The 12,487-nt window shown below is 71.6% G+C and carries 14 protein-coding genes; 10 read left to right on the top strand and 4 right to left on the bottom strand.

Translation table 11 applies throughout. The annotated features are described in order from the left end of the window. Positions 1-95: 95 nt before the first annotated feature. The 4 genes from ACFYRX_RS29410 to ACFYRX_RS29425 form a co-directional block, all read right to left on the bottom strand. On the bottom strand, positions 96-869 hold the full coding sequence (locus tag ACFYRX_RS29410) for an NPP1 family protein (protein ID WP_389106275.1): 774 nt from the start codon (positions 867-869) through the stop codon (positions 96-98). Positions 870-1,023: 154 nt separating this feature from the next. Continuing rightward, positions 1,024-2,004 (bottom strand): ATP-dependent DNA ligase, encoded by a 981-nt coding sequence (locus ACFYRX_RS29415; RefSeq protein WP_389105892.1) that lies wholly within the window; start codon positions 2,002-2,004, stop codon positions 1,024-1,026. Positions 2,005-2,275: 271 nt separating this feature from the next. Beyond that, positions 2,276-2,959 (bottom strand): response regulator, encoded by a 684-nt coding sequence (locus ACFYRX_RS29420; protein ID WP_389105895.1) that lies wholly within the window; start codon positions 2,957-2,959, stop codon positions 2,276-2,278. Positions 2,960-3,333: 374 nt separating this feature from the next. Beyond that, positions 3,334-4,818, bottom strand: coding sequence for an MFS transporter (locus tag ACFYRX_RS29425; protein WP_389105897.1), 1,485 nt, complete (start codon positions 4,816-4,818; stop codon positions 3,334-3,336). Positions 4,819-4,952: 134 nt separating this feature from the next. Here ACFYRX_RS29425 and ACFYRX_RS29430 point away from each other — a divergent pair, with 134 nt between their 5' ends. The 10 genes from ACFYRX_RS29430 (at position 4,953) to ACFYRX_RS29475 (ending at position 12,472) form a co-directional block, all read left to right on the top strand. Next, positions 4,953-6,173 carry a cytochrome P450 gene (locus ACFYRX_RS29430; RefSeq protein ID WP_389105899.1) on the top strand — a complete coding sequence of 407 codons (1,221 nt, stop codon included), beginning with the start codon at positions 4,953-4,955 and terminating at the stop codon, positions 6,171-6,173. 2 nt (positions 6,174-6,175) lie between these two features. After that, on the top strand, positions 6,176-6,826 hold the full coding sequence (locus tag ACFYRX_RS29435) for a TetR/AcrR family transcriptional regulator (RefSeq protein ID WP_389105902.1): 651 nt from the start codon (positions 6,176-6,178) through the stop codon (positions 6,824-6,826). Between the two features lie 95 nt (positions 6,827-6,921). Next, complete coding sequence (locus ACFYRX_RS29440) at positions 6,922-7,644, top strand: response regulator transcription factor (RefSeq protein WP_389105904.1); 723 nt, start codon at positions 6,922-6,924, stop codon at positions 7,642-7,644. A gap of 240 nt (positions 7,645-7,884) precedes the next feature. Further along, positions 7,885-9,117: a cytochrome P450 gene (locus ACFYRX_RS29445; RefSeq protein WP_389105907.1), complete on the top strand. Its 1,233-nt coding sequence runs from the start codon at positions 7,885-7,887 to the stop codon at positions 9,115-9,117. Positions 9,118-9,171: 54 nt separating this feature from the next. Beyond that, the gene (locus tag ACFYRX_RS29450) at positions 9,172-9,366 is read left to right on the top strand and encodes a ferredoxin (protein WP_389105910.1); all 195 of its coding nucleotides are present in this window, start codon (positions 9,172-9,174) and stop codon (positions 9,364-9,366) included. After that, positions 9,363-10,550, top strand: coding sequence for an NAD(P)/FAD-dependent oxidoreductase (locus tag ACFYRX_RS29455; RefSeq protein ID WP_389105913.1), 1,188 nt, complete (start codon positions 9,363-9,365; stop codon positions 10,548-10,550). The genes ACFYRX_RS29450 and ACFYRX_RS29455 overlap by 4 nt, the downstream gene beginning before the upstream one ends. A 150-nt stretch (positions 10,551-10,700) precedes the next feature. Further along, positions 10,701-11,216, top strand: a complete 516-nt coding sequence (locus tag ACFYRX_RS29460) for a MarR family winged helix-turn-helix transcriptional regulator (RefSeq protein ID WP_389105916.1) — start codon at positions 10,701-10,703, stop codon at positions 11,214-11,216. A gap of 181 nt (positions 11,217-11,397) precedes the next feature. Next, a complete protein-coding gene (locus ACFYRX_RS29465; RefSeq protein WP_389105918.1) occupies positions 11,398-11,544 on the top strand; it encodes a hypothetical protein in 147 nt (48 codons plus the stop codon). Positions 11,545-11,627: 83 nt separating this feature from the next. Then, positions 11,628-12,008, top strand: a complete 381-nt coding sequence (locus ACFYRX_RS29470) for a MauE/DoxX family redox-associated membrane protein (RefSeq protein ID WP_389105921.1) — start codon at positions 11,628-11,630, stop codon at positions 12,006-12,008. Next, on the top strand, positions 12,005-12,472 hold the full coding sequence (locus ACFYRX_RS29475) for a peroxiredoxin (protein WP_389105924.1): 468 nt from the start codon (positions 12,005-12,007) through the stop codon (positions 12,470-12,472). Before ACFYRX_RS29470 ends, ACFYRX_RS29475 begins: the two co-directional genes overlap by 4 nt. The last annotated feature ends 15 nt before the right edge of the window (positions 12,473-12,487 follow it).

The following is a 12,487-nucleotide window of genomic DNA, read 5'->3' on the forward strand; positions in this document are numbered from 1 at the left end:
GACGCTAAGCGGCGGCCCGGCGGGCCCGGATCGGGCGCGGGGTGGAGACCGCGAGTACGCGGGTCCTAGGTCCCGCGCCCGATCGTGCACCAGGGTCAGGCGTTGGGGTCGAACGTGATCCCCGACGGCTTCGCCGACGTCAGGTGTGCCGCGAAGTTGGCGTCCTTGAGGCCGAAGTTGGCGCTGCCGAAGTCGTACGCGCTCAGCTTGTCCCGGAGAGCCGTCGACGGGTAGCCGTTCCAGCCGACCAGCGGCGGGTACTGCCAGGTGCCCTTGGCGTTCTCCGGCGGCTCGTCGCCCGAGTTGGCCAGGCGGAAGCAGTGCGTGCTGATGCCGTCCTTGTGGTAGACGATCTTCGCGTGCGTGCCGTCGAAGCGGACACCGGAGGCCGCGCTCACCGTGAACGAGCCGTGGTTGGACGTGGACACGTACTGGATCGTGCCGTTCTGCACCCAGATCACGACGTGCTCCCAGTCGTGCCGGTGCCCGCCGATGCTGCTGTTCGCCACGGCCTGGTCCTTCTCGAAGTACAGGCCGTACATGTACGCGCACCAGCCGTTGTTGCACTTGTAGCGCGAGTACGTGTTGGTGTTGTTCAGGTCCGAGAGGTCGTGGCAGTCGCCGCTGAGCGAACCCGTCGGGTTGAGACCGCCGTTGATGGTGCCGTCGGGGCCGATGGCGGGCGACGAGTAGCAGCCGTCCGTGTCGTAGTCGAAGGCCGGCTGGTAGGTGTACTCGGCACTCTCGGCGTTACTGGGCAGCGCTGCCGGCGGGGCGGCGAACGCCGCGGCGGGGAAGGCGAGAACGAGCGCTGCGGCACCCGCAAGGCCGGTGATCCACCTGGTGCGGTGCTTCTTCATCGACTTCATCGACGGTGACGACACTGCGTCCTCCTCGGGACCGGGCGCAGCCGAACGGCTGGGGGTTACTGGGGAGTTCAGCTTCCCGGCTTTTCATGTCCGCGCCAAGAGGTTGAACGCGTCGCTCCGGTTAAGGACCGACCAATATTTGGATCATGTCGGATCATGGTGGTGCGTCCGGGAGGTCGGCCGCGGATTCCTCGGGCGCGAGATCCGGTCGTAGCCGCAGCCAGGACGGCTGCCGCAGCAACCCCGCCCGGGTGCGGGTGCTGTAGCGGACCTCGCCGACGAGCCGGGGCAGCACCCACCGGGCACCGGGGACCGACGGCACGGGATCGAAGGGGCACACGTCAGTCGCCGCGGCGGCCAGCAGCGCGGCGAGTTCGGCTCGCTCCGGCTCGCTCCAGCCGGTGCCCACATTGCCGACGTACGACAGCCGGCCTCCGGCCCGCTGTCCCACCAGCACAGCGCCCGGAAGTCCCGTGAGCCGACCCTTGCCGAGCAGCCAGCCGCCCACGATGACGTCCTCGCTGCGCATGTGGCGAATCTTGATCCAGGCCCGCGAACGCACGCCCGGCTCGTACACCGAGTCCAGCCGCTTGCACACCAGGCCCTCCATTCCGTGCTCACGCGTGGCACGCAGGGCCTGCTCGCCATGACCGACGAGGGCGGCGGGCGTCGACCAGTGAGGTCCGGTCAGGTTCAGCCCCTCCAGCAGGGCGCGCCGCTGTACGTAGGGGAGGGAGAGGAGGGATCGCCGCCCCAGGTGCATCACGTCGAACAGCACGAGATGGACGGGGGCCTCGGCTGCCCGGCGTGCCGCCCGTCCGGGAGCGTGGGCCAGCTGCATCCGCGGCTGCAGCAACTGGAAGTCGGCGCGCCCCTGTTCGTCAAGGGCCAGGATCTCCCCGTCGAGCACGGCCGGCGTGGTGCCGAGGGAGCCGCCCAGCGGCCGCAGTTCGGGATAGGCGCCGGTGATCTCCTCTCCCGACCGGGCACGCAGCACCACACTTCCGTCCCCGGCGAGGCAGATCACCACCCGCTGGCCGTCCTGCTTGGTCTCGTACGCCCACCGCGCGTCCTGGGAGGCGGGTGGCAGGGTGCCGGGCGTGGCCAGCATGGGCGGGATCAACGGAAGGGTCACGGGTGAGTTGTCGACGCGAGCACCGACCGTCACGCGCGCCGCGCGCCGGGTTCCCCTGAACGGGCGCCGTCCGAGGAGCTGCCGTGCGGCGACGACCACGCGACGGTGAGAGGACCGGGCTCCGGGAGGCGGGCCGGGTGGCGGGCGGTTTGAGGGCCCGGACCCCTTGCGTTGCCGACCGTGCGTAGAAGCCTGCGAGCGCCGGGACGTCGTCGGTCCCAGGGAACGACATGGCGTCGTCGATGTCCGAGGGGCCGGAGAAGCTCAGGGATCAGCGCTCCTCGGGCGGCAGCGCCTGCACCAGTCCCGACTGGTAGGCCATGACGACGAGTTGGGCGCGGTCGCGGGCGCCCAGCTTCGTCATCGCACGGTGGACGTGGGTACGGACCGTCAGGGGACTGACGAAGAGCTTCTCCGCGATCCCCTCGTTGGAGTGGCCCTCGGCCACCCAGGCCATCACCTCGCGTTCCCGGGTGGTGAGGCCGGTCAGGTCGTCGGCGGCCGCCAGCCGGGTGCCCAGCCCCGGGGCCGAGAGGAAGCGGGTGATCAGGGTGCGGGTGGCCCCGGCGGAGAGCAGGGAATCACCGGCCGCCACCGTCCGGATGCCGTCGAGCAGGGCCTCGGCGGTGACGTCCTTGCCGAGGAACCCGCTGGCCCCGGCCCGCAGCGCCTGTGCCACGTACTCGTCGATCTCGAACGTGGTCAGGATCAGCACGCGCGTGTCGGACAGCTCGGGATCCGCGCAGATCACGGACGTGGCGGCCAGACCGTCGGTCCCCGGCATGCGGATGTCCATCAGGATCACGTCGGGGCGGTGAATGCGCGCCAGATCGACCGCCGCAGCGCCGTCAGTGGCCTCCGCGACCACTTCCATGTCGTCGCACGAGTCGATGAGGATCCGGAAGGTGGCCCGCAGCAGGGCCTGGTCGTCGGCGAGCAGTACGCGGATGGTCATGGGGTCCGTTCTTGGCGTTCCGTGACGGCGGGGGACAGGGGGAGCCGGGGCGACCCGCCACGTCCGGCGGGTCGATGCCGGGACGCCGCGCCCCGCCGCGACGCAAGGCTCATCGGCTCTCCGGTCTAGTCCTTGGAACCATGGTGGCCGACGCCCGCCGGCACGGCCGCCGCGGACCGTCCGGCGAGTGAACGTCACGGCCCACGTCGACGGTCCTGACGGCTCCCAGTCTCCCCGGACCGCTCCCGCCCGTCGTCGTACCTCGGCCGACAAGCGCGCTACTGAGATCGCAGTACGCGCCAGGAACCGTGTCCTCCCTGGGCAGGACACAAGCGCCTGACGACCGCAGGCCGGCGGTCGTCAGGCGGTGAACGTCAGCGTCCGGAGGGCGTCCCGGCCGACGTCTCCGCGGCGGCCGGCGCCGAGGCCGCCGCCGGGACCGCGGCGCGCGGACGCGGGATGAAGGAGGCGAGGGCGAAGGCGAGGAGCGCCGCACCCGCGCCGATCGCCATGACGGTCTTGAAGGCGTTCTCGGACGGCAGCGCGTAGCCGCCGAGGTCGATGGTCATGTGGGCCAGGACCACACCGGCCACGGCGCTCGCGCAGGACGTACCGATGGACCGCATCAGGGTGTTGAGGCTGTTCGCGGCCGCCGTCTCCGAGGCGGGCACGGCGCCCATGATGAGCGCGGGCATCGAACCGTACGTGAAACCGATGCCGGCACCGATCACGCAGGAGACCAGCACCAGGTGCCACACCTGGGACATCAGCACGATGTTGATGCCGTAACCGCAGGCCACGATCAGGGCGCCGATCATCAGCGTCACCTTCGGACCCTTGGCCTTGGAGACCACGGCGGAGACCGGGGCCAGGGCCATCATCACCAGACCCGAGGGAGCCATCACCAGGCCGGCGGTCAGCAGGGACCGGCCCAGGCCGTAGCCGGTCTGCGTGGGCAACTGGAGCAGCTGCGGCAGGACCAGCGACATCGCGAACATCGAGAAACCGATCGCGATCGACGCGAGGTTGGTGAACAGCACCTGGCGGCGTGCGGTGGTGCGCAGGTCCACCAGCGGCTGGGTGGTGCGCAGTTCGAAGAAGCCCCAGGCCAGCAGGACGATCACGGCCGCGGCGAACAGGCCGAGCGTGGTGCCGCTGGTCCAGCCCCAGTCGGCGCCCTTGGAGACGGCCAGCAGGAGCGAGATCAGGCCCACTGCCATTCCGACCGCGCCGACCGCGTCGAAGCGGCCGCCGGTGCGCACCCGGGACTCCGGCACGAACGCCAGGACGAGCACGAGAGCCACCACGCCCATGGCGGCCGAGCTCCAGAACAGGAAGTGCCAGTCGAAGTTGTCCGCGATCAGCGCTGCCGTCGGCAGGCCCAGGGCGCCGCCGACGCCGAGGGAGGCGCTCATCAGCGCGGTGGCCCCGGCCAGGCGCTCCGCGGGCAGTTCGTCGCGCATGATGCTGATGCCGAGCGGGATGACACCGGAGGACAGGCCCTGGAGGGCGCGGCCGACGATCATCGGGACCAGGGCGTCGCTGAGTGCGCAGGCGACCGAGCCGGCCACCAGCATCACCACGCTGACCAGCAGCATCCGGCGCTTGCCGAACATGTCGCCGAGCCGTCCGACGACCGGGGTGGCCACGGCCGCCGCGAGCAGCGTGGCGGTCACCGCCCAGGCGGTGTCCGAGGCAGGGGCGTCGAGCAGCTTGGGCAGTTCCGGCACGATCGGGATGACCAGGGTCTGCATCAGCGCCACGACGATTCCGGCGAAGGCCAGCACCGCCACCACGGCGTTGGGCCGCGGCGGGACCACAGGGCCCGCGTCGGCGGATCCGGCGGGAGCGTCGGACATGAAGGAGCCTCCAGGGCAGGACAGGACAGGGCAGGCGGCCGGGAACTCGGCCGAAGTTAAGTCAGGTGCTTGACTTAGCTTACTGGCCCCGGCTGTCCTGTCCGTACAGCGATCGCCGGAGCCGAGGAGGACCCATGTCCTGGAGCGAGCGCCAACCGTCACTGGCCTATCCACTGCGCCGGGAGCCGGTCCTGGAACCCCCCGAGGAGTGGACGGCACTGCGGCAGCGCTGTCCCGTCGCGCGCGTGACCCTGCCGAGCGGTGACGAGGCGGCCCTGCTGACCCGCTACGAGGACGTCCGGCAGGTGCTCGCCGACCATCGGTTCACCCGCCGCCTGACCGCGCGGGACGCGGCACGGATCGCGGACCACGAGTCCGGCGGGGTCTTCGGCAGCGACATGGCGGCGGCCATCCCGGACGGGGGCGCCGCCCACCGGCGGTGGCGGCGCCTGGTCGGGCAGTGGCTCACCGCCGAGCGGGTGGCCGCCCTGACGCCCCGGATCGAGGCGCGGGCCGGGCGGCTCGTCGACGCCATGGTGGAGTACGGCCACCCCGCGGACCTGCGGGCACACCTGGCCTTCCCGCTTCCCGTGTGGGTGATGTGCGATCTGCTCGGCGTCCCGGCCGGCGACCGCGACCGCTTCGCCCGCTGGTCCGACGTGCTCCTCAACCTCACCCGTTGCACCGAGGAGGAGTACGAGTGCGCCCAGGACGAGTTCGTCGACTATCTGGGAGCCCAGGTCCACGCCCGGCAGGCAGAGCCCACCGACGATCTGCTCGGCGCGCTCGTGACGGCACGGGACACCGACGGCCGACGCCTCTCCGAGCGGGAACTCGTCTTCACCGGCCAGGCCCTCCTCGTCGCCGGACACGAGACCACCATGAACGTCCTCGCGAAGATGGTCGCCCTGCTGCTCGCCGACCGGCGCCGCTGGGAACGGCTCCTCGCGGACCGCTCCCTGGTGCCGAGCGCGGTCGAGGAGGTGCTCCGTTACGACGCCGACCCCGGACTCGGCGTGCCGCGCTACCTCGCCGAGGCGGCCGAGATCGCGGGCACCCTGCTGCCGCCGGGCACCACCGTGCTGTGCGACGCGGCCGCCGCCAACCGCGACGAGACCGCTTTCGAGGCCGCCGAGGAGATGGAGCTCGACCGCAGCCCCAACCCCCATCTCGCGTTCGGCGCCGGAGCCCGGTCCTGCCTGGGCCAGGCGCTCGCCCGAGCGGTGCTGCGCACCGTCCTCGACGTGCTCTTGCGTAGGCTTCCGACACTGGAACTCGCCGCACCGCCGGCGGACCTCAGGCGGCTCGAGGGGCTGGCCGTCGGAGGGCTCCGTGAAGTCCCGGTGCGGTGGTGAGCATGGCGGGCAGGACGGTACGCGAGGAGCAGGTCGGCGCGACCCGGGAGCTGATCCTGACCGCGGCGGAGCGGCTCTTCGCCGAACGCGGCGTCCTCGCGGTGTCCAACCGGCAGGTCAGCGAGGCCGCGGGACAGGGCAACAACGCCGCGGTCGGCTACCACTTCGGCACCAAGGCCGACCTGGTCCGGGCGATCGCCCGCAAGCACCACGTCCGCATCGAGGAGATCCGCGCCCGGCTGCTGGGGAGGGTCGGCGCCTCCACGGACGTACGCGACTGGGTGGACTGTCTGGTGCGGCCGGTGCCCGAACATCTCGCCGCGCTGGGCAGCCCCACCTGGTTCGCCAGGTTCTGCGCACAGGTCATGACCGACCCGGTGCTCCAGCAGATCATGGTCGAGGAGTCCATGGCCTCGCCGTCGCTCCAGCAGATCGTGGACGGTCTGCACCGGTGTCTGCCCGAACTGCCCGCCGACGTCCGTGCCGAGCGGGCCGAGATGGCCCGCCATCTGATCGTGCACATGGCCGCCGACCGCGAACGCGCCCTCGCCGAGAACACCCCGACCCCCCGAGCCAGCTGGCGCGACGCCGCCACCGGTCTCGGTGACGTCGTGGTCGCCATGTGGACGGCCCCGGTCACGACCACCCGATGACGGCTCCCGTGGGACCCCGCGAAGGTTGTTACTTGAGTTACGCAAGGAGACGCTAGGGTGGGGGGAGCGTGCCCCCCCACGAACGGTCTTGGCCCATGTACGGCAGCTCCAGCGAGAGGCCGGCACTCGCCCGCGGTGCCGGTCAGCGTCTCCTGATCGTCGCGGGCGACTCGGATGTCGCCGAACTGCTCTGCACCACGCTGGAGTTGGCGGGGTACCGGGTCGTCGCGGCAGCCACCGCCGCCGACGGCCTGGCGCGGCTTAGCCGTGAACGGTTCGACCTGGCGGTCGTCGACGTGACGCTGCCGGACGTGGCGGAACTGGGCCGCACCCGGCCGACCCTGGCCCGCCGCCCGCCCGTCCTCCTGCTGGTCGAGTACGGGTCCCTGGACCTGATCGTGCCCGAACTCGGCCTGGGGGAGCGGGACTACGTCACCAAGCCCTTCCGGGTCGCCGATCTCCTGGCCAGGGTGCAGGTCCTGCTGCGCGGCACGGGCGCCGGAGCCGCCCGGGGCGGCGCGCTGAGCTACCGCGAACTCGTCCTGGACGACAGCCTGTGCGAGGCCCGGCGCGGACCGCGCGCCCTCGATCTGACACCCGCCGAATACCGGCTCCTGCGACATCTCCTCGTCAACGCCCACCGGGTGCTGTCCAAGGAACAGATCGGCCGGTACGTCTGGGGCGACCACCGCGGCGACAACGCGATCGAACAACTCGTCTCCCGGCTTCGACGCAAGGTGGACCGGGACGCTCCCGAACTCATCCACACCCGCCGCGGCTTCGGCTACTGGCTGGGGCGTGCCGACGCCGGGGCCTGACGTTCGCTGCAAACGGGGCCGAAATCTCCGCGGCGGCGGTCATGCCGCTGCGGGACATCCTCAACTCCTTCACCGTTCAGGAAAGTTGATGGCGAAGTGATGTGAGTCACGTCAGCTTCCCGTCAGGTTGTTGGCGGGGTGGCGTCAGGCCCGTCTGTTCGCATGTGCTCATCGAGGCCTCGACCACTTCGCCCCGGCGTTCCGCCCAGCCCGGCGGAGCCCCCACCACCGAGGAGAACCATGGCCGTCACCCCGGCCGGCCCCGCGCACGACGTGACGCGCACCGCCCCCGAGTTCCCCATGTCCCGCGCCCCCCGCTGCCCCTTCGACCCGCCGCCCGCCCTCAAGGAGCTCCAGGAGAAAGGGCCCTTGGCGAAGGTCCGCCTGTGGGACGGCACCGAGCCCTGGCTCGTGACCCGCTACGCCGAGCAGCGGGCGATCCTGGGCGACCCCCGGGTCAGCGCCGACACCGACCGCCCCGGCTATCCGGCCAAGGCCGACTCCGTGGCCGGGGAGGGCAAGCTGAGCTTCATCATGATGGACGACCCCGAACACGCCCGGCTGCGCCGGATGGTGACGGCACCCTTCGCCATCAGGAAGATCGAGGCCCTCAGGCCCGCCGTGCAGCGGATCGTGGACGGACTGATCGACGACCTGCTGGCCGGCCCCCAACCGGCCGACCTCGTCGAGGCGTTCGCCCTCCCCCTGCCCTCGCTGGTGATCTGCGAACTGCTCGGCGTGCCCTACGACGATCACGAGCTGTTCCAGGAGAACACCAAGACGATGGTCCGCACGACCGCGACGCCACAGGAGCGCGGTACGGCCACCCGGGAGATCGCCGGCTACCTCGCGGGTCAGCTCGCCGAGCGGCTCACCGAGCCCAGGGACGACCTGCTCACCGGCATCGCCGGACGCGTCGCCGCGGGCGAGCTGACGCACGGGCAGGCCACGGAGATGGCGCTGCTCCTGCTGATCGCGGGACACGAGACCACCGCGAACATGATCGCGCTCGGCACCGCCGCCCTCCTCGAACACCCCGACCAGCTGGCCCTGTTGCGCGAGACGGACGACCCCGCGCTGGTCGCCTCGGCGGTCGAGGAACTGCTGCGCTACCTCCACATCACCCACCAGGGACGCAGGCGCGCGGTCACCGAGGACATCGAGATCGCCGGGCAGGTCATCAAGGCCGGAGAGGGCGTCATCATGGTCAACGAGATCGGCAACCGCGACCCCCGGGTCTTCGACGACCCCGACCGCCTCGACATCACCCGCGACGCCCGCCGCCATGTCGCGTTCGGCTTCGGCGCCCACCAGTGCCTGGGCCAGCCCCTCGCCCGCATGGAACTCCAGGTCGTCTACGGCACCCTCTACCGGCGCATCCCCACCCTGAAGCTCGCCTGCGCCCTCGAGGACGTGAAGTTCAAGCACGACGCGTTCATCTACGGCATCCACGAACTGCCGGTCGCCTGGTGACGGCTCTCCGTCCCGCGCACGAACGACAACCACGAGAGAACTGAGGGGAATCCCATGAAGGTGGAACTGGAGGCCGACAAGTGCGTCGCCTCGGGGCAGTGCGTGGTCGCCGCCATGGACGTGTTCGACCAGGACGACGACGGCATCGCGGTCCTCCTGGCGCAGGAGGTCGGCGACGACCGGCTCGACGACGTGAAGGAGGCCGTCGCGGTCTGTCCGGCCGCCGCCATCCGGCTGGTCCGGCAGTGAGGCGGATCGCCGTCGTCGGAGCCTCGGCCGCCGGGCTCGCGGCGGCCGAGACCCTGCGCCGCGAGGGGTACGACGGGAGCATCACCCTCGTCGGCGACGAGCCCGAACCTCCCTACGACCGTCCCCCGTTGTCCAAGCAGGTCCTGGCCGCGGAGTGGCAGCCCGGCCGGCTCGCCCTGCGCGCCCCGGCCGACCTGGCCGCGCTCGACCTCGACCTGCGGCTCGGCATCGCGGCGACGGGCCTCGACCTCGTCGCCCGCACCGTCCGGCTGGCCGACGACTCCGAGGTGCCCTACGACGGACTCGTCATCGCCACCGGCGTACGGCCGCGCAGGCTGCCCGGGGAGGGCGCTCACGTACTGCGCACCCTCGACGACGCCCTCATGCTCCGGGAGCGGTTGACGCCGGGCCGCCGTCTGGTCGTGGTGGGCGCCGGGTTCCTCGGCGCGGAGGCCGCGGCGGTGGCCCGGAGTCTGGGTGCGCGGGTGACTCTCCTCGAACCCGCCGCCGTACCGCTGGCACACGCGGTCGGCGCCGAGGTCGGGCAGATGCTGGCCCGGGCGCATGCGGACCGGGGCGTCGAGCTGCGCTGCGGAGTCACTGTGACGGAGGTGACCGAGGACGGTGTCCGGCTCGCCGACGGAGAGGAGGTCGAGGCGGACGAGGTGCTCGTGGCCGTCGCCTCGCTGCCCAACACCGAGTGGCTCGGCGGCAGCGGGCTCGCGGTGGGCGACGGGGTGGTGTGCGACGAGTACTGCGAGGCCGCGAGGAACGTGTACGCGGCCGGCGACGTGGCCCGCTGGTACAACCCGCTGTTCGGCACGTCGATGCGGATCGAGCACCGCACCAACGCGGCCGAGCAGGGCATGGCCGCCGCCCGTAACCTGCTCGCCGCTCCGGAGGCGCGGAAGCCGTTCGCGCCGGTCCCGTATTTCTGGTCCGACCAGTACGACATGAAGGTCCAGGCCTACGGGTTCCTGCGCGGACACGACGAAGTCGCCGTCATGGAAGGCGACTTGAACGAACGCCGGTTCGTTGCCGCGTACCGCACGGGGGACCGGGTCAGTGGCGCCCTCGCGGTGGGCATGCCGCCCAAGATGATGCGCCGGTGGCGGCAGGCCATCGTGACGGGAGCGGCCTGGCGGGAGACCGTGCGGACCGGAAATCCGGCGACCGAGGCCTGAGCGGCTGGAAGGGGGCGTCGGCAGTCACGGCTGTCGGCGCCCCCTTCCGTGACCGTGGGCGGCGGCCGGTTGTCGTACGTTCGCAGTACTCGCGCTAAACCTCCGCCGTAGATTACTTGAGTTACGCAACAAGATGGTAAACTGGTGAGTATGTCCTCACAGCCGCTCCCCGACGTCCCCGCGTCCCCGGAAGTCATCGAGATCGAGCGGGCGCTCACTCGCGTCACCTACCTGAGCACCCGCGCCCGGCAGCACGACCGGCTGATGTCGTTGGCCGAGGTGCCGCTGGACCGTGCCGCCGTGGCCCTGCTCCGGCAGGTCGCCGACACCGAGCCGATGCGTCCGGGGGAACTGGCCAACCGGCTGGGGGTGGAGGCCTCCCACGTCACCCGCACCGTCCAGCAGCTCCAGAAGTCGGGCTACGTCACCCGCGTCCCCGATCCCGACGACCGGCGCGCCCAGCGCATCCAGCTCACCGGGACCGGTCAGCAGGCCATCGACCGCATCCGTGACGCCGGCGCCCGGGGCATGCAGCTGGCCCTGTCCGACTGGTCGCCCGAGGAGCTGCGGCAGCTCGCCGGCCTTTTCCACCGCATGGTCGACGACTTCCTCTCGTACTCCATCGACGACGACAGCGAGGAACCGACACCGGCCGGGACCGCTTGAGACCGACACGGGCCGGGGCCGTTCCAGGCCGATGCCGGACACGCCCCCGAGACCGCGGAGGCTCACCCCGCCGTGATGCGGGGCGCCCGCGCCGGCCCCGTGGACGCAGGTTCGCGCAGTTGCCGTAGCAGCGGGCCGCCCAGCGCGGGCAGCCCACTCACCGTGCCCACCGGGCGGGGCGATGAACAGACACACCGCCGGACAGGGCGAACACGGTCAGTACGTACGCCCGCCGCACCCCGTGCTCGCCGACCACGTCCCCGTCACGACCGTCGCCCACCACTCCTTCCGCCATACCCCGGGCACCCACAACCGCCGTTCCCGGTAAGGCCTTCAGGGCGTGGGCAGGCCCCCGTCGGACCTGCCTGTACCGTCCAGTAATGTGCGCGGCAGCCCCCCGAAGGAGAAACCGTGCCACGGTCCCCACGTTCACCCCTGCTGCTCGCCGGCCTGTTGGCCACCGTGGGCGTCGCCCACTTCGCGTCGCCGCGTTCCTTCGACGCGACCATCCCCCAGGCCCTGCCGGGCAGGCCCCGGACCTGGACGTATGCCAGCGGCGCCGTGGAGCTCGCCCTCGCCGGCGGTCTGGCGCTGCCGCGGACCCGACGGACGGCCGCCCTGGCCACGGCCGCCTTCTTCGTCGGGGTCTTCCCCGCCAACGTCAAGATGGCCGTCGACTGGCGCCACCGTCCCGCACCTCAGAAGGCGGCGGCGATCGGACGGCTGCCGCTGCAACTGCCGCTCGTGCTGTGGGCACGCGGTATCGCGAAGAACACGGAGGGCCAGGCATGAGCAAGGCGATAGAGACCGGCGACACCATCGAGGACTTCGAGCTCCCGGACGAGACCGGCACCCGCCGCCGGCTCTCCGAACTGCTCGCCGACGGCCCGGTCGTGCTCTTCTTCTACCCCGCCGCCCTGAGCGCCGGCTGCACCGCGGAGGCCTGCCACTTCCGCGACCTCGCCGCCGAGTTCGCCGCCGTCGGCGCGCAGCCCGTGGGTATCAGCGGCGACACCGTCGAGCGCCAGCAGGAGTTCGCCGGCCGCCACACCCTCGGCATGCCCCTGCTGTCCGACGCCGACGGCGCCGTACGCGAGCTGTTCGGCGTCAAGCGCGGCTTCTCCCTGGCACCCACCAAGCGTGCCACCTTCGTCATCGCCGAGGACCGTACGGTGCTGGACGTCGTCCGCAGCGAACTGCGCATGAACACGCACGCCGACCGCGCTCTCGAGGCCCTGCGCGCACACCGGAAGTGACGGGCGGGGCCCAGT

The organism is Streptomyces sp. NPDC005374 (assembly GCF_042872225.1).
Lineage (GTDB): Bacteria > Actinomycetota > Actinomycetes > Streptomycetales > Streptomycetaceae > Streptomyces.